Source organism: Paraburkholderia phytofirmans, from assembly GCF_046028095.1.
Taxonomy (GTDB): Bacteria; Pseudomonadota; Gammaproteobacteria; order Burkholderiales; family Burkholderiaceae; genus Paraburkholderia; species Paraburkholderia phytofirmans_A.
On record NZ_JAQQDJ010000012.1, the window covers coordinates 52,585 to 69,233 of the forward strand.

General features: G+C 63.8%; 15 protein-coding genes and 1 riboswitch. Of the genes, 9 read left to right on the forward strand and 6 right to left on the reverse strand.

Features of this window, described 5'->3' with window-relative positions:
* Positions 1-154, reverse strand: a riboswitch (adenosylcobalamin (AdoCbl) riboswitch).
* Positions 155-242: 88 nt separating this feature from the next.
* Positions 243-839, forward strand: coding sequence for a histidine phosphatase family protein (locus PQR54_RS28945; RefSeq protein ID WP_408251739.1), 597 nt, complete (start codon positions 243-245; stop codon positions 837-839).
* 22 nt (positions 840-861) lie between these two features.
* On the opposite strand, the gene PQR54_RS28950 is transcribed toward PQR54_RS28945, so the two are convergent.
* The 5 genes from PQR54_RS28950 to PQR54_RS28970 all read right to left on the reverse strand — a co-directional run bounded on the left by PQR54_RS28950 (position 862) and on the right by PQR54_RS28970 (position 5,997).
* A complete protein-coding gene (locus PQR54_RS28950) occupies positions 862-1,302 on the reverse strand; it encodes a hypothetical protein (RefSeq protein ID WP_408251741.1) in 441 nt (146 codons plus the stop codon).
* Positions 1,303-1,402: 100 nt separating this feature from the next.
* The gene (locus PQR54_RS28955) at positions 1,403-2,416 is read right to left on the reverse strand and encodes an alpha/beta hydrolase (RefSeq protein WP_408251743.1); all 1,014 of its coding nucleotides are present in this window, start codon (positions 2,414-2,416) and stop codon (positions 1,403-1,405) included.
* 19 nt (positions 2,417-2,435) lie between these two features.
* Entirely contained in the window at positions 2,436-3,794 is a 1,359-nt protein-coding gene (locus PQR54_RS28960) for an MFS transporter (protein WP_408251744.1), read from the reverse strand.
* Positions 3,791-4,867: an alpha/beta hydrolase gene (locus PQR54_RS28965; RefSeq protein WP_408251746.1), complete on the reverse strand. Its 1,077-nt coding sequence runs from the start codon at positions 4,865-4,867 to the stop codon at positions 3,791-3,793. Before PQR54_RS28965 ends, PQR54_RS28960 begins: the two co-directional genes overlap by 4 nt.
* A gap of 77 nt (positions 4,868-4,944) precedes the next feature.
* The gene (locus PQR54_RS28970) at positions 4,945-5,997 is read right to left on the reverse strand and encodes a porin (RefSeq protein WP_408251748.1); all 1,053 of its coding nucleotides are present in this window, start codon (positions 5,995-5,997) and stop codon (positions 4,945-4,947) included.
* A gap of 164 nt (positions 5,998-6,161) precedes the next feature.
* Here PQR54_RS28970 and PQR54_RS28975 point away from each other — a divergent pair, with 164 nt between their 5' ends.
* From PQR54_RS28975 to PQR54_RS29010, 8 genes are all read left to right on the forward strand, one after another.
* Entirely contained in the window at positions 6,162-7,064 is a 903-nt protein-coding gene (locus PQR54_RS28975) for a LysR family transcriptional regulator (RefSeq protein ID WP_408251750.1), read from the forward strand.
* A gap of 84 nt (positions 7,065-7,148) precedes the next feature.
* Complete coding sequence (locus tag PQR54_RS28980; RefSeq protein ID WP_408251752.1) at positions 7,149-8,666, forward strand: ATPase domain-containing protein; 1,518 nt, start codon at positions 7,149-7,151, stop codon at positions 8,664-8,666.
* A gap of 3 nt (positions 8,667-8,669) precedes the next feature.
* Entirely contained in the window at positions 8,670-10,328 is a 1,659-nt protein-coding gene (locus PQR54_RS28985; protein WP_408251754.1) for an ATP-binding protein, read from the forward strand.
* A 132-nt stretch (positions 10,329-10,460) separates the two neighbouring features.
* Complete coding sequence (locus PQR54_RS28990; protein ID WP_408251756.1) at positions 10,461-10,937, forward strand: MarR family winged helix-turn-helix transcriptional regulator; 477 nt, start codon at positions 10,461-10,463, stop codon at positions 10,935-10,937.
* Between the two features lie 6 nt (positions 10,938-10,943).
* Positions 10,944-13,046, forward strand: a complete 2,103-nt coding sequence (locus PQR54_RS28995) for an FUSC family protein (RefSeq protein WP_408251758.1) — start codon at positions 10,944-10,946, stop codon at positions 13,044-13,046.
* 48 nt (positions 13,047-13,094) lie between these two features.
* Entirely contained in the window at positions 13,095-13,304 is a 210-nt protein-coding gene (locus PQR54_RS29000) for a DUF1656 domain-containing protein (RefSeq protein ID WP_408251760.1), read from the forward strand.
* Complete coding sequence (locus tag PQR54_RS29005; protein ID WP_408251762.1) at positions 13,301-14,320, forward strand: efflux RND transporter periplasmic adaptor subunit; 1,020 nt, start codon at positions 13,301-13,303, stop codon at positions 14,318-14,320. The genes PQR54_RS29000 and PQR54_RS29005 overlap by 4 nt, the downstream gene beginning before the upstream one ends.
* On the forward strand, positions 14,317-15,840 hold the full coding sequence (locus PQR54_RS29010) for an efflux transporter outer membrane subunit (RefSeq protein ID WP_408251764.1): 1,524 nt from the start codon (positions 14,317-14,319) through the stop codon (positions 15,838-15,840). The genes PQR54_RS29005 and PQR54_RS29010 overlap by 4 nt, the downstream gene beginning before the upstream one ends.
* Positions 15,841-16,165: 325 nt before the next feature.
* On the opposite strand, the gene PQR54_RS29015 is transcribed toward PQR54_RS29010, so the two are convergent.
* On the reverse strand, positions 16,166-16,627 hold the full coding sequence (locus tag PQR54_RS29015; protein WP_408251766.1) for a (2Fe-2S)-binding protein: 462 nt from the start codon (positions 16,625-16,627) through the stop codon (positions 16,166-16,168).
* Between the last annotated feature and the right edge of the window lie 22 nt (positions 16,628-16,649).

Consider the following 16,649-nt stretch of genomic DNA (forward strand, 5'->3'; position numbering starts at 1 on the left):
TGGACATCTCCTGGGGTAGCGCGCCCCGATAGTCATTGCAGAGGATTGGTGCGAAGCTCAGGTCTGGCTTTCGGCTTGTGCTGCCGATTACAGTGGCGCGACCGCGCCGGGCTCTCACCGGCTTCCGCGCTTCGCAGTCCCGCTATTCTACGCGCTAAACTTCGGCACCCGGCAACGCAAAACGTACGCTTCATCCCGCCGCCGTTCGGCTTTGGGGCGTGGCTTTACAGGACATGGACAGAATGGACATCAGGCTGTTACTGGTCAGCCACGCATCGACCGCCGCGCAGCGCGCAGGCCGTTTTCCGGCCGACGATCCGCTCGACGCCCGCGGCCTCGCTGAAGTCGAAGCTCACGCGGCACGCCTACGCCTGGCGATTGCGGACGACGCGCCGGCTTTCGTCAGCCCGGCCGTGTGCGCGCGCGAAACGGCAGCGGCCCTGGGCCTCGCGGCATCGGTCGATGCCGGCCTGGCGGATCTGAACTACGGCAAATGGCAAGGACGGCGGCTCGCCGATCTCGCAGCCGAAGCGCCGCAAGATATCGCCGCATGGACGCGCGATCCCGACGCCGCGCCGCACGGCGGTGAGTCGTTCAGTCAACTCGTGAAACGGATAGGAGAATGGCTCGAAGCGTCGTTAGACGGCGAGACGGATCGTGCATCGACCCGTCCTCGCAACGTGATCGCCGTCACCCATGCGCCGGTGCTCCGAGCAGCGATCGTGTATGCGCTCGGGGCATCGCCTGCTGTATTTCCACGCATTGAAATCGCGCCGCTTTCGATCATTGAATTGCGGCGCTCGTCGCGTGGCTGGACATGGTGGCCGGGGCCACACTAGGTAGAGGCTTTCGCCCGGCGGCTTACTTGCCCGACACCACCAGACGCAGTTTGTTCGACCCGGTCGGCGTCAGCGTGATGTCGGTCCGTTTGCCCTTCGCGCCCAGATAAAAGTGCTGACGTCCCGGCGAATTCTGATCGTGCGTCGCGTCCGGCAGACACGATGCGATGTCGGCCGCGACAGCTTGCAGCGCGTCGGCATTCGAACCAGCGTCGTGATGCGGCGTCCACGTGCATTGATACGCGCCGCGGCTCGCCGAACATTGCGCGTCGTCGCCGTAAGGTTGCGCGACGCCTTTGCCGTCGTCCGGCGTCAATGAGGCGAGCCCGCCAGGGGCGGCCGCGACGATCCTTTTCAGCGATGTGCAAGGGCTCGGCGCATCGTCGGCATACGCGCCGCCGGTCAGCAAGACGCCCAGCGACGCAGCGGCAAGCGCGGTGGCAAGCAATCGGGTTCTGTTCATGTCGGCGCGGTCCTTGAAGTTACTCACAGGTATGAGCGCGGTAGCACGCTTCATGCGCATGAACGCCGACTGCCTCAAGACCGCGCTTCAATCACCGTCATCACAGACCCGTACCGAACAAAGCCGCCAGCCCCTGCGCCGACCCGAAAATCCCCTTGGCATCGTGCCCGACACCATCGATCACACACGTCCGATGCTTCGCCAATCCTTCGGGATGCCGCAAAGCCATATAGCGCGCATAAGCCAGCCCGCGCCCGAGCCGGTGTTCACCTTGCGTCAGCGCGGCGCATGAACGGTCGAGCGCCGGATGCTGCGGATCGCAATCCGCGCCGCCGAGCAGCACGGTCACGTCACGCTGCGCGTAACGCGCTTCGAGCGCTGCTGCCGAAGCCGCGTCGCCAGAGTAAGCCGGCAAATCCTCGAGCCCATACTTCCAGCGATTGAACGACGGACACCTCGCCCGATCGAACGCCGCGAACTCGCCGGATACAGCGGACGCAACCGGCCGCATCGCATCGAAGTACACATACGATGAAGGATTCGCCACCACATAGCGCAGCGCAATGCCGCGCGCCGCGAGTGTCGCTTCGTCGCGCGCCACCACCGCATAGCGCTGCACGACCTGCGCGCCGCCCGAGTGACCCGCGATCACCACCTCGGCGAGCGACGCGAACTGCTCGCGCGACGCCAGCGCGTGCAGAATTGCATCGAGCACATCGAACGAACTGATCGGCGCGGGACCTTCGGCGTTCTCGCCGCCCATCCAGCTCGTCCAGTCCCAATGCAAGGTGGACGGCGGCAGCTCATGCGCGTCGACATCCGCGGTCGCGAGAAACTGCGGCACGATCAGCAGCGTATCGGCCGCGCTGCCGCCGGCGAGCGCGCACGAACGCTGCGCTAATTCGAAATACGTGTCGCCGTTGCGCAGACGGCCATGAATCAGAATCACGGCGCGTTGGACTTCGTGCGTCGGCGCGAGCCAGTCGCCGTTCGAAAACACCGGCACGGTGCCGCTGCCCGCTCGCGTCGTGACGCTCAGATGCCGGCTCGCGACGACCGCGACGGGATGTTCATTCGGCGCGCGTTCGTCGTCTGTGATGAAAGGCTGGGTCATGCAATAGGCTCGTGGTTGATCAATGAGTGGCGGGCCTCGCCGCCGCGCCGCCCGACATGCGCCCGGCGCGCGTGAAGTACACCATCGCGAGCGACACGAAGCCGGCAAAAATCAGGTAGAACGCGGGCGTGAGACTGCTGCCGGTCACGCGCGTCAAGCCGGTGATGGTGAGCGGCGCCATGCCGCCGAACAGCGTCACCGCGATGTTGTACGACAGCGCCACGCCCGCCGAACGGCTGCGTACCGGGAACAAGGTGGCGAGCATGCCGGGATGCGCGCCGGACATCGCCGCGAGGAACAGCGTCGCGATCATCTGCGCGATGAACAGATGCCCAGGCGTCGGATTCGTCACGACGAAGTGATAAAGCGGATACACGCAGACCATCCACGCGATCACGATGGGATAGAACAGCCGGTATGCGCCGTAACGATCGGCGAGCTTGCCCGACAGCGGAAACAGAAACAGATTCAGCACGCCGGACACGAACGCGCCGAGCAACGCGGTGGAAAGCGGCAGATGCAATTGCCGTTCGACATACACCGACAGATACGAGTGCCACACATAGTTAGTCGCCGCCCCGACGATGATCACGCCCATCGCGCAGATCGCCGCGTCGCCGTTATCGCGGAAGAACTGGCGGATCGTGACGCGCGGCGGTTTGTCCTTGTGATCGAGCAGCCGCTCGAACTCCGGCGACTCGGCCACGCGATGCCGGATATAGAAACCGAACGGCCCCGCGAGCGCGCCGAACAGAAACGGCAAACGCCAGCCCCACGCCACCAGTTGCTCATGCGTGAGCTGCGTGGTCAGCAGATAGCCGACGCCTGACGACAGCAGCAACGCAAACGCCTGCGCCGACATGTTGAAGCTGCCGTAAAACATCTTCTTGTGCGGCGGCGCATACTCGACCAGCATCGCAGACGCCGTCGCGAACTGTCCGCCCACGGAGAGTCCTTGCAACAGGCGTGCGAGCACCACCAACAGCGGCGCGGCGATGCCGATGCGCGCATAGCCCGGTGTGAGTCCCATCAGCAAGGTGCTGGCCGCCATCGAAATGATCAGCAGCGAGAGCGCTTTGCGGCGCCCCGCGCGGTCCGCGTAGATGCCGAGCAGAATGCCGCCGATCGGCCGCACGATAAAACCGACCGCGAACGTGGCGAGCGTCAGCATGATCGACACGAAGCCGCTGCCGCCCGGAAAGAACACTTGCGCGATGATCTTCGCGAAGTAGCCGTAGATCAGAAAGTCGAACCACTCGAGGCCGTTGCCGAGGATGGAGGCGAAGATCGCGCGCCGCACCATCGACGGACTCAAGCCGTTCGACGCATCGGCTCCAGACGCGGCACCGTCACGCAGATTGAAGGTCGCTTCGCTCATTGCTCGCATCCCGGAGTGTCGAACATGGCTGACAGCGCGCATACCGACGTCAGCATGCGCGCACCGTTGTGCCCCACGCCCGGCACGATATGAAAGCTCTGGTTGAGACCTTGCGGATGACGCGACTGGATATACCGGTAATACGCCTCGGCGCGCGCGACGCGTTGCGGTCCTTGCGCTTCAGCGGCGCAGGTTCTGTCGAGTGCGCTCTGCTGCGGATCGTCATCCGCGCCGCCGACTAGATAGTCGATCCGCCGCGCCGCATAAGTCGCTTCGAGTTGCGCGGGCGTCCGGTCGTCGAGATAGGGCGGCCGGTTGTCCATGCCGTATTTCCATTGATTGAAGTCGGGACATTGCGCGGCATCGAACGGCGCTGCAATGCCTTGCGCGTTGGGCCGTTGCGCATCGAAATATGCATACGTGGACGGACTTGCCACCACGTAGCGGACGTCGATGCCCTCGCCCGTCAGCGCGGCGATATTGCGTGCCGCGACGGCGTAACGCTGCACGACTTGCCCACCGCCCGAATGCCCGGCGAACACCACGTGCCGCAGATTGGGAAACAGCTTGCGATCGGCGAGACGCGCGACGATCGCGTCCAGCACCTCGTAGGAACTGATCGGCAACGGCGCGCGCGCGGCTTCACCGCCCATCCAGGCGTCGCCGGTCCAGCGCAGCAGATCGGCGGGTTCGTCGTGCACGCGCGTGTCGAGCGTGGCGAGGAATTGCGGCGCGATCAACAGCGTGGCGTCGGGGTCCGCGTGTGCGGCATCGCGGGCATTCTGCGCGGTGCGAAAGTACACGTCCGCATTGCGCAGCTTGCCATGAATCACGATTACCGCGCGCGTCACCTGCGGCTGCGCGACGTTCCAATCCTTCGATAGATACAGCGGGAATTCCGCTTGCCCTTGCGGCGTGTCTAGCGTGAAGCGCGTGTCGGAGATCGTCGCAACCGGCTTCAGATGCGGCTCGTAAGCATGCACTGCGAGCGCGGGTTGCGCGAACGTCATCAACAATGCAGCGCCTGTCGACGCACACAGCACCGCGAGACGTCGTGAAAGATTAAAAGTCATGCAGCTTGCTCCTGATCACCGTGCACTGTCTTGAACGCGGCGCATCGTCGAATCCGTCGTTGAAAAAGCCGAATACATTAGAACCGGTGGCGAATGCCAACTGTCACACCGGTCTGGTTCGGACCGAACGCGGTGTCGCTCGTCAAGCCGACGGGCGTGTACTGATCGTTGGCGTAGTGCGTGGACGCGGCATAGGCGACGGTTGCATACACATCGGTTCGCTTCGACAGAATATAGTCCGCGCTCAGCACGCCCATCAACGAATTCGACACGTTGTCCGCCTTGTTGCTCTGGTAGTACGCGGCGGTCGTCAGGCGGAAAACCGGCGTGACCAGATAACGCACGCCGCCGAACCATAATGCCGACGACACCGACTTGCCCTTGGTCGGATTGAACAAATAATGCTCATAGCCGCCCATGAGCGTGACGTCGCCGAGCTGCTCGCGCGCCGAGGCGCTCCAGTTGCGCGACTTGGTCCACATGCCGGTCGAGTTGACCGCGCCGTTGCGGTAGTCGTAGGCCACGGCCGCGGCAAAGCTGCCGGTGTCGTAATCGAGCGCGCCGCCGTAGGCCGCGCTGCTCTGAAACGAATCCGCCGAGCCACCGAAGCTATAGTCCGCCGTCGCCGTCAAACCGCCGAAGCGGCCCACGTACTTGACCGAGTTGTTCACGCGCGCTTTGAACGAGAAGCCGCCGACGGAACCGGTAGTCGGCATCCACGTGTATTGCTGGCCGAACACCATCGGGTCGTACTTGATGAGCGTGTCGTACATCGCCGTGTACTGCAAGCCCGCCGACAGCGCACCGTATGCATTCGAAAGCCCAACCGCCGCGGTGCGGTTGAACAACACGCCGGCGCTCGCGTTGGTGCCGTCGTTGCCATTGAAGCCCGCTTCGAGAATGAAGAACGCTTTGTTGCCGCCGCCCAGATCTTCGGCGCCGCGAAAGCCGAAGCGCGAATTGCTCAGGCCGCCGGAATTCTCGCGGACCAGCGAGCCGCCGCTGGCGCCCGCGTGGTTGAGAAATTCAAGGTTGGTGTCGATCACACCGTATAGCGTGACCGATGCCTGGGCATGCGCGCTCGCGCAACTCACCACGGCCAAAGCGGCCACCGCACATTGTTTTTTCACTGACGTCTCCAGGTTTTGTTTTATTTCGCGTTCATGTCCGATGCGATGGACGAGATCGTAGGAGCGGCCGTGGTAAATGTAAAATACCTGTTTTACGCACAATCCATATTTAATGCATATGGCAGCGAGTCGACTTCCAGGCGCTGCTGAGGAGACGAAACACCATGGAACTGCGGCATCTGCGTTACTTTCTGGCGGTCGCCGAAGAAGGCCAATTCACACGCGCGGCTGAGCGGCTTGCCATGCAGCAGCCGCCGCTTTCGCAGCAGATTCGAACGCTGGAAGAAGAGATCGGCTTTGAGCTCTTTGTGCGCATGCCGCGTGGCGTCAGCTTGACGCCGGCCGGTCAGGCCTTCGCGGAAGACGCACAACGCCTGCTGCAGAATCTGCAGCAGGCGGTCGAAAAGGCGAGCAGGATTGCGCGCGGTGAACTCGGTACGATTTCGATCGGCCTGACCAGCTCCGCTGCGTTCCACCCATTCACGACCGAGGCGATCCGCGCGTTTCGCGCGGTCTGCCCCGAGGTCGCCGTGGAGCTCGCCGAACTCAACGCGGCGGAGATCATCGAGCGTCTGGCCGCGGGTCAGATTCAGGTGGCGTTTCTACGCAAGCCAGTCGACGCTCGCGAAGGCGTGGCGTTCGAGTTGCTGCTCGACGAACCGATGGTCGTGGTGCTGCCGGTCGGTCATCCGTTGGTCAAGGGCAAGAAGCGGCCGCAAGTATCGTTGAAAGCGTTGGCGCACGAAGACTTCATTCTGGTCCGCCGTCCAGGCGCACCCGGCATGTATGCCGATATCCTCGCCGCCTGCCGGCAGGCGGGCTTCGTCCCGCGCATTGCACGTGAAGTGCCGCGCATGGTGTCGGGCATCAACCTCGTGGCGGCGGGTCTGGGCGTGACATTGGTGCCCGCTTCCATGCAGCGCTACGACCAGGTGGGCACTGTGTATTGCACGCTCGCGAACCCGTCGAAGCTCAGCGCGCCGCTGCACCTCGCCTATCCCACGGCATTGCACAACAGCGCGGCCACGCGCTTCATTCAACTGGTGAAGGAGCGCGCCGGCGGATGACGTCATCCATGGGCACACAAATTGCATGCTCGCCGTACCGGCTGAGAATCCATCAGCCTCTTATCGACGCCAAAACGCTACGCCATGTCAAACAGACACGTTGCCGGTAAGCCGGCCCGCCTTTCCTCGGGGATCGAAGGAATCGACGATATCCTGGGAGGCGGTCTCACCCCCCACCGCATGTACCTGGTGGAAGGTGCGCCCGGCACGGGTAAAACTACCCTGGCCTTGCAATTCTTACTCAAGGGCGTCGAAGAAGGACAGAAAGGCTTGTACATCACGCTGTCCGAAACCCGCTCCGAACTGATCGCGGTGGCCGAAAGCCATGGCTGGGACATCGGCGGCTTCCAGATTCTGGAGCTGGTCTCGGACGAAGGTCTCGACCCGCAGTACGACCAGACCGTGCTGCATCCGGCCGAGGTCGAACTCGGCGAGACGGTGCGCAACGTGATCCAGCAGGTCGACGAACTCAAACCGGCGCGCATCGTGCTCGACAGCCTTTCCGAGTTGCGTCTGCTGTCGCAGAACCCGCTGCGCTACAGGCGGCAGATTCTCGCGCTCAAGCGCTATTTCGCCACCCGTGAATGCACGGTGCTGCTGCTCGACGACAATTCGTCCGAGCCCGGCGACGTGCAACTGCACAGCATCGCGCACGGCGTGATCAGCCTCGACAATCTCGTGCACGACTACGGCGGCAACCGGCGGCGCGCGCGCATCGCCAAGATGCGCGGCATCAAATTCCGCGAGGGTTACCACGACTTCACGCTCGATACCGGCGGCATCCATGTCTATCCGCGCCTCGTCGCGGCGGAACACCACAAGACGTTCGACTCAGAGGCCGTCAGCACCGGCACGCCGGGACTCGACGCGTTGCTCGGCGGCGGTCTGATCCCCGGCACCAATGCGCTGATGATCGGACCTTCGGGCGTCGGCAAGACCACCACGGTGGTGTCGTGCCTGATCGCGGCGCTCGAACGCGGCGAGCGCTGCGTCTACTACGTGTTCGACGAAACTCTCGTCACGTTGATGGTCCGCTGCGCGGCGCTCGGCATGCATCTGGCGCCACACGTCGAAAGCGGTCTGCTGACGCTGCGTCAGATCGATCCGGCGGAAATCTCGCCCGGTGAATTCGCCAGCGATGTACGCCGCTCGGTCGAAAAGAACGGTGTGCGCTATGTCGCGATCGACAGCCTGAACGCCTATCTCCAGGCGATGCCCGGCGAGCGCTATCTGCTGCTGCAAATGCACGAACTGCTCGGCTATCTGAACCAGCAGGGCGTTATCACGATGCTCGTGCTCGGACAGCACGGCATCATCGGCGAAGTGCAAAGCGAGATCGACATCAGTTATCTGAGCGACGTGGTCGTGCTGTTCCGCTATTTCGAGCACCACGGCGAAGTGCTCACCGCCGTTGCGGCTGTGAAGAGCCGCGCCAATTCTCACGAGCGCTCGATCCGCCAGTTCCGGCTCAGCCGCGACGGCGTGGAAGTCGGCGAGGCACTGCGCGACTTCGAGGGCGTGCTCTCCGGACTGCCGGCCTATCGCGGCAGCACTGCGCTGCTCGGCGCGACAAACCGCGTCATCGAATCGTCCGGGCAGTAGGTCATGGAGCAACGCGTCCTTATTCTGGCGCCGTTCGGCCGCGACGCCGATGTGATTGCCGAAGTGCTGCACAAAGACAAGCGCCTCTGCGTGGCATGCCGCAATGCCGACGCGCTCACCGCCGAACTGGATGCCGGTGCGGGTGCCGCGTTGATCGCTGAAGAAGCGCTCACGGGCAATCATGCGGCCCGCTTGTTCGACTGGCTCGAACGGCAGCCGGCGTGGTCGGATTTTCCATTCATTCTGCTCGCCGCCTCACGCCTCGGACATCGCTCCGAACGCGGCCTCGAAGTGCTCGAACGTCTCGGCAACGTGGTCGTGCTCGAACGGCCGCTGAATTCGGAGACGCTGCGGCGCGCGGTGGCGTCGTCGTTGCGGGCACGCGCGCGGCAATATGAATCGCGCCGTCATCTGGCCGAGCGGATCGAAGCGCAAGAGGCGCTGGTGCAGTTGAACGACTCGCTGGAAAGCCGTATCGCCGAACGCACTCAGGAACTTGCCTCCGCCAACAACCGCCTGATGATGGAAATTCACGAGCGCGCCAAAGTCCAGGCGGTGCTGGTGCAATCGCAGAAGATGGAGGCGCTCGGGCAACTCACCGGCGGCATCGCGCACGACTTCAACAATCTGCTGAACGTCATCATGGTCAACGCTGAGCTGATCGCGCGCGTGAGCAGCGATGAGCGCCTTCGCAGCATGGCCGCCACCGTCAAACGCGCGACCGAACGCGGCGCGAAACTGACGGGACAGTTGCTGACTTTCTCGCGCAACAGCAACCTCGATCTGAAAGCGGTGGACGTGGTCGCGTTGCTGCAAGGCATGCGCGACATCATCACGGTGTCGCTCGGATCGAGCATCCGTTATACCAACGAGTTCGACGGCGATGAGATGTGGACTCAGGCCGACGCCAATCAACTCGAACTGGCCATTCTCAACCTCGCTATCAACGCGCGCGATGCCATGCCGGGCGGCGGCCAGCTCGGCATTCGCGTGAAGCAGCGCGAAGCGCCCGATCAGACACTCGATGAAGGCCGCTACGTGGTGGTCGAAGTCGCCGATACCGGCTCGGGTGTGCCGCCCGATGTGGTGTCGCGCGTATTCGATCCGTTCTTCACCACCAAGCCGATCGGCAAGGGCACTGGACTCGGCTTGAGCCAGGTCTACGGCATTGCGAGGCAGGCCGGCGGCACCGCGCGTCTGTTCAGCGAGGAAGGCGTGGGCACCACCGTCGAGCTCTGGCTGCCGTTGCGCGAACGTGTGGCGCCGCAGGCCGAAGCGGCGTCGGATGCGGAAGCGAACGTGGTCGGCGAAAAGCGGGTGCTGGTGGTCGAAGACGACAGCGAGGTGCGCGCCATGCTGGTCGAGTCGCTGAGAATGCTCGGCTACACCGTGACCGAAGCCGCCGACGGACGCGCAGGCCTGAACCGCTTGCAGGACGACAAACCGGACCTGCTGATGGTGGACTTCGCGATGCCCGGCATGAACGGGATCGACGTGATCGCCGAGGCGCGCAAGATGCGCGAGGATTTGCCGGTAATCCTCGCAACGGGTTACGCGGACGTGGACATCTCCGGGTTGGCGGTGAAGCGCTGCACGATTTTGCGCAAGCCTTTTCAGCTGGATGATCTGGCTCGCACGGTCAGGCTCGGGCTCGCGGCCTGAATCATGCCGCCTGAGTCACGCCGACATGACGAACCCGCGCGCATGTCAATGCGCGCGGTTCCACCGCATCGTCATAAAAAATTCCGAAATCAATAGTTTGCTAACGAATTTTTTGGAAATACAATACCGGCCATGTCGAATCTCGATACCTTGCGCCGGACAGTCAGCAGCACGCTGGTCGTCGCCGCCCGAAAATGGCGGCGCACGAGCCATGGTGTGCTGGCGGCCTTCAATGTCTCCGAGGCGTGCGCCACGCCGCTCCTGACCGCCAGCCGGCTCGGCGCGGCCGTGCGCCAGGTCACGCTCGCCGATCACATCGGTATTGAAGGGCCCTCGCTCGTGCGGCTGCTCGATCAACTGTGCGCCGCAGGCCTGATGCGTCGCGACGAAGACCCCGAAGACCGGCGCGCGAAGACGGTCGTACTCACCGAAGAAGGCCGCGCCGTCACCGCGAAAATGGAAGAAGAACTGGTCACGCTGCGGGCGCAAGCGTTAAAAGGCGTCTCGCGCAGCGATCTCGAAGCGACCTTGCGTGTGCTGGCGGCGTTCACGGCCAACGCCGGCGAACGCGCCGATCAAAACAGCGATCGCAGCGGCGAGCCGGCGTAACGGTCGATGGTCTACCCTTCCCTTCGCGACTGGCTGTTTTCCGTCAAGACCTTCGCCGCGGCGATGATCGCGCTCTACATCGGCCTCGCGCTCGAACTGCCGCGGCCTTATTGGGCGATGGCCACCGTCTACATCGTGTCGAATCCGTTTGTCGGCGCGACGCGTTCCAAGGCGCTCTATCGCGCGCTCGGCACCATGCTCGGCGCTTCGGCGGCGGTGCTGCTGGTGCCGCCCTTCGTCGAATCGCCGTATCTGTTCAGCGTGATCGTGGCGCTCTGGACCGGCACGATGCTGTATCTGGCCGTCTCCGATCGCACCGCGCGCAGCTACGTGTTCCTGCTGGCCGGTTATACGATGCCGATCATCGCGCTGCCTTCGGTGACCAATCCGGGCGGTGTGTTCGATCTCGCGGTCAGCCGTACCGAGGAGATCACGCTCGGCATTGTCTGCGCGAGCATCGTCGGCAGCGCGCTGTTTCCGAGCCGGCTTGCACCGACGATCATCACACAGACCGACGCATGGTTTCGCGACGCAGCGTTCTACGCAACCGAAACGCTTTCCGGACGGCTTGCCGGCTCGGCCATTTCCGGTGCGCGGCAACGAATCGCGGCCACCATCAATGGCCTTGAATTGCTGCTCAGCCAGCTGGCCTACGATCACACGCGGCCCGACATACTGGCGCGCGCGCATGAACTGCGCGGGCGCATGCAGTTGCTGCTGCCCATCATGTCGTCGCTCGCCGATCCGCTGATCGCGCTTTACAACAGCGGCCGGCAGGCGTGGCCGGAAGGGCTGGAAAGCCTGCTCGCCGATGTCATCAAATGGTTCAACGAGCCGATGCCCGCCGTGAGCGAAGGCTATCACCCGGACCCGACGGCCGACGCATTGCGCGAGCGCATCGCGGCGATGCAACCGCCGCCGTCCGCGCTCGCGGGCTGGGATGGCGCGCTGCTCTCGAACGCGTTGTGGCGTATGAAGCAGGTGATCGATGTCTGGCAGGACTGCCGCTCGCTGCGCATCATCATCACGCGCGAAGAAGGCTCGTGGCGTCCGCGCTTCCGCCATTGGCGGCTCGGCGGCAAGGAGCGCTTCTACGATCGCGGCATCATGTTGTTCTCCACCGGCTCGGCCGCGGCGGCGGTGGTTCTTGCGTGCAGTTTATGGATCGGCTCGGGCTGGAACGACGGAGCGAGCGCCGTCACGCTCGCGGCCGTGGCATGCTGCTTTTTCGCGGCGCTCGACGAGCCCGCGCCGTTCATCTTCCGCTTCTTCGTGGCTACCGCCATCAGCGTGGTGGCGGCGGGCGTCTATCTGTTCGTCGTGCTGCCGCATGTGCATGACTTTCCCATGCTGGTGATCATGTTCGCCGCGCCGTTCATCTTCGTCGGCACGCTGATTCCGCGTCCGCAGTTCAACCTGGCCACGGTGCTGGTCGCCGTGAACACGGCCACCTTCATCAGCATTCAGGACGCCTACGACGCCAACTTCCTGGTGTTCCTGAACAGCAATATCGCGGGCCTCGCCGGCTTGCTCTACGCGTATCTGTGGACGCGCGTCACGCGCCCATTCGGCGCCGAACTCGCGGCGGCCCGTCTGTTGCGTTCGAGCTGGGCCGACGTGGCGCTCACGGCGTCGACACGGCCAATCGAAGATCCGCGCAATCTCGCCGCGCGCATGCTCGACCGCCTGATGCAACTGATCCCGCGCCTTGCTGCGACCGACGACCATCGTCATCCGTCGATCGAAAGCTTTCGCGATCTGCGCATCGCCTTCAACGCGCTCGATCTGCGCCGCCTGACCCACAAGCTGGGCGGCGACGCGCCTGCCGCGATCGATCACGTGCTCGACGACGTGCGCCGGTACTATGAAAGCTGCGTCGATCGCCGCAAGCGCGAGCCGGTGCCGCAGAGCCTGATGTCGTCGATCGACGCCGCCGTGGCGCGCGTGACGGCACAAGGGCTCGCCAACGCAGGGGCGCCGAGCGCGATCTCGCAAACGTCGGCACGCCGGTTGCGCGAGGCGCTGCACGCGCTGGTCGGCTTGCGTCTTTCGCTGTTTCCGGCCACGCTGATGCAACCCACGCCGCCCGAACCGGAGGCCGCTGCCTGATGCGCTCATGCCGTTGCCCACGTCCTTTCCTCTTGCCCACCTCCCGCGATGATCGGTGAAATCGATATCTTCGGCGTGTTCGTGCCGGCCGTGCTCGTGCTGATGTTGGTCGCGTATCTGATCAACCTGGCCATTCGCACGGCGCTCGCGCGCGTCGGCTTTTACCGCTTCGTCTGGCATCGCTCCATCTTCGATCTCGGCATCTATGTGCTGGTGCTGGGCCTTGTCGTTGTCGTTTCGCACAGACTAATAACGTGAAAAAAACCTGGTTCTCCGTCGGTCAAATTCTGCTGACCCTGATCGTCGTCGTCGCCGCGGCCCTCGTGCTGTGGAAACTGGTTGGCTACTACATGTTCGCGCCGTGGACTCGCGACGGACACGTGCGCGCCGACGTGATCCAGGTCGCACCGGACATCTCGGGGCTGATTTCGTCGGTCGACGTGGTGGACAACCAGCAGGTCAAGCAAGGCCAGGTGCTGTTCGTCATCGATCAAGCCCGCTACACGCTCGCGCTGCGCCAGGCGCAGGCCACCGCGCAACAACGCCGCGCCACGCTCGATCAGGCGCGCCGTGAAGACGCGCGTAACCGCAAGCTCGGCAACCTGGTCGCGGCGGAAGTGTCGGAAGAAAGCCGCTCGCGCGTCGAGGCTGGTGAAGCCGCGCTCGCCGATGCGAATGTGGCGATCGACACCGCGAAGCTGAATCTGCAACGCGCCACGATCATGAGTCCGGTGGATGGTTATCTGAACGACCGCGCGCCGCGCGTCGGCGAATATGTCGCGGCGGGGCGGGCTGTGGTTTCGGTGGTCGATATGCATTCGTTCCGCGTCGACGGGTATTTCGAGGAAACCAAGCTGGGTGGCATCGACATCGGCCAGCCGGTCGATATCACGGTGATGGGCGAACCGGCCGTGTTGCGCGGACACGTGCAGAGTATCGTCGCCGCAATCGAGGATCGGGACCGCACGCAAGGTTCGAATCTGCTGCCGAATGTGAATCCGGCCTTCAGTTGGGTGCGGCTCGCGCAACGGATTCCGGTGCGTGTGGCGCTCGATGAAGTGCCTGCGGATTTCCGCATGATTGCGGGGCGCACGGCGACTGTATCGGTGCGGGATCTTTCGCCTGGCGGGAAGAAGCATCCGGAAGCGGGAGCGTCGGGTGCGGTGGCGGCTTCCTCGTCGGCGTCGGCTACGTCTGCTGGTTCGACTGGCGCGGCTGCTTCGGCTGCACAGCCGGCGTCGGCGGCGGTCTCTTCATCGGGCGCCTCGCAATGAAGCTGTCGCGCGCCCTGCCCTTATTGCCGTTGCTGCCGCTGTTACCGTTAGCGGTTGCGCTCAACGGTTGCATGAACGTCGGTCCAAACTACTCGCTGCCGCAACAGGCGCTCGTCAACGCTCCCCTTGCCAATGCGCCGATCGAAGGCGCCGACACGTCGCTGACGACGCGCCAGAACGTGCCGGCAATATGGTGGAAGCTGTACGACGATCCGGTGCTGAACGCACTCGTCGACGAAGCGCTGCAATCGAACACCGACTTGCGCGTCGCGGCGGCTAATCTTGCGCGTTCGCGTGAAGCGCTGGGTGTAGCGCAGGCACAGGGCGGTTTTTCCGGCAAGAGTTCGGCGCTGATCGAACGCGCGCAGGAATCCGCCGAGCAATACCTGCTCACCGAAAAGCTGCCGGTCGTCAACGAAGGCGATATCGGCATCAGCATCTCGTATGAAATCGATCTGTTCGGCAAGTTGCGGCGCGGCGTGGAAGCGGCGCAAGCGGACACCGAGTCGGTACAGGCCGCAGCCGATCTCGCGCGGATCACCGTGGTGGCGGACGTGGTGCGCTCTTACGTCGAGCAATGTTCGGCCGCCGAGGAACTCAGGATCGCGCAACAGTCGCTGGCGCTGCAGAGACAGCGCGTGGATGTCTCGCGCCGCCTGCGCGACGCGGGCCGTGGCAATCAGCCCGACGTGACGCGTGGGCAGACCCAGGTCGATACGTTGTCAGCGGATATTCCGCGTTATACGGCGCGTCGGAAGATCGCGCAGTACCGGCTCGCGGCGCTGCTCGCGCGCGCGCCTTCGGATCTGCCGCCGGCCGTGCTCGCTTGCGACCGGCTGCCGCAACTTCGCCAGCCGATTCCGGTCGGCGACGGCGCCGCGTTACTCAAGCGCCGCCCGGACGTGCGTGAAGCCGAGCGTCAATTGGCGGCATCCACGGCGCGGATCGGCGTCGCTACCGGAGCGCTGTATCCGACGGTGAGTATCGGTGCGTCGGCGGGTTTGACCGGCGTTCTGGAAGACCTCGGCACCTCGCCCACGGCGCGCTGGGGCTTCGGTCCGTTGATCAGTTGGCAGTTCCCCACGAACGGCGCGCGCGGCCGTGTGCGTGAAGCGCAGGCGTCGAGCCAGGTGGCGTTGGCGAAGTTCGATGGCGTGGTGCTGACCGCGCTGCGCGAAACCGAAACCAATCTCGCGACCTATGCGTCGGATTACGCACGCGCCGACGCGCTGCGTGCCGCGGTCAAGTCGGCGAGCGAATCGGCGGATGAAACGCATCGGCTGTATCGTGCGGGACGTGAGTCGTTTATTTCCGATCTGGATGCGACGCGCACGCTGACGTCTACGAAGTCTCAGGCAGCGGCAGCGGAGGGCCAGGTGGCCATCGATCAGGTCAACCTGTTCCTCGCGCTCGGTGGCGGTTGGGAAGTTGATCCGCGCAACGCTTCCGGTAGTTCGGTGCCCGCGGCTGCGGTGCCGGTCAAGGCGACGCCAACGGCGGCTGCAGCGAAAGCGCCTTAAGCGGCTTAAGCGGCTTCTCTAATTCCCGTTTTGCCTGACCGGTGCGGGTGGCTGATGCGGGCCACGTGTACGTCTCGCGATGACGAACGCAGAGCTTACGAATTATTTTTGATTAGCTTTCTTTTGCCTTTCATTTCGGGTTAAATACATGTCACCAACCATTCAATACGGGGACATGTATGTCGCAATTCATGAAAAGCGCAGCCACGCTAGGCGGCTGCATTGGCATTTTTACGGCGGTCGTCGCCGTGGTGGAATTGCTGGCGGGTTAAGCGTACGCGGCGGACTTTTTCGTTAGCGGCTAACGCGAAACACGCCGGCGGCGTTACGCGGGGCGGCGCTTTGCCGCCGCCTGGTGGATCGCCGCCCGCACCCTTGGATAGGTGCCGCAACGACACACGATGTGCGACATTGCCGCGTCGATGTCGGCATCGGTCGGTTTGGGATTGTGCTTGAGCAGTGCGCTGGCTGCCATCAGTTGAGCGCTCTGGCAATAGCCGCACTGCACCACGTCGAGATCGATCCACGCGGTCTTCAATGCTTGTGCTTCAGGACCCTGCAAACCTTCGATGGTCGTGATCTTCTGCGTATGCAGCGTCGACATGAGTGTCTGACAGGCGCACTTGAGTTCGCCGTCCACATGAATCATGCACGCACCGCAAATTCCCACGCCACAGCCGAACTTGGTGCCCGTCATGCCGAGTTCGCAACGCAGCACCCACAACAGCGGCATATCCGGCTCGGCCTGTACCGCCACTGCCCGGCCGTTGATGTTCAGCGATCCCATGACTGTCTCCGTGTGTTTTTGA

Coding starts and splice junctions, on each gene's coding strand:
- PQR54_RS28960 (WP_408251744.1), bottom strand. CDS start 3,794: ATGAGCGAAGCGACCTTCAATCTGCGTGACGGTGCCGCGTCTGGAGCC.
- PQR54_RS28980 (WP_408251752.1), top strand. CDS start 7,149: ATGTCAAACAGACACGTTGCCGGTAAGCCGGCCCGCCTTTCCTCGGGG.
- PQR54_RS28985 (WP_408251754.1), top strand. CDS start 8,670: ATGGAGCAACGCGTCCTTATTCTGGCGCCGTTCGGCCGCGACGCCGAT.
- PQR54_RS29015 (WP_408251766.1), bottom strand. CDS start 16,627: ATGGGATCGCTGAACATCAACGGCCGGGCAGTGGCGGTACAGGCCGAG.
- PQR54_RS28965 (WP_408251746.1), bottom strand. CDS start 4,867: ATGACTTTTAATCTTTCACGACGTCTCGCGGTGCTGTGTGCGTCGACA.
- PQR54_RS28990 (WP_408251756.1), top strand. CDS start 10,461: ATGTCGAATCTCGATACCTTGCGCCGGACAGTCAGCAGCACGCTGGTC.
- PQR54_RS28975 (WP_408251750.1), top strand. CDS start 6,162: ATGGAACTGCGGCATCTGCGTTACTTTCTGGCGGTCGCCGAAGAAGGC.
- PQR54_RS28950 (WP_408251741.1), bottom strand. CDS start 1,302: ATGAACAGAACCCGATTGCTTGCCACCGCGCTTGCCGCTGCGTCGCTG.
- PQR54_RS28955 (WP_408251743.1), bottom strand. CDS start 2,416: ATGACCCAGCCTTTCATCACAGACGACGAACGCGCGCCGAATGAACAT.
- PQR54_RS29010 (WP_408251764.1), top strand. CDS start 14,317: ATGAAGCTGTCGCGCGCCCTGCCCTTATTGCCGTTGCTGCCGCTGTTA.
- PQR54_RS28995 (WP_408251758.1), top strand. CDS start 10,944: ATGGTCTACCCTTCCCTTCGCGACTGGCTGTTTTCCGTCAAGACCTTC.
- PQR54_RS29000 (WP_408251760.1), top strand. CDS start 13,095: ATGATCGGTGAAATCGATATCTTCGGCGTGTTCGTGCCGGCCGTGCTC.
- PQR54_RS28945 (WP_408251739.1), top strand. CDS start 243: ATGGACATCAGGCTGTTACTGGTCAGCCACGCATCGACCGCCGCGCAG.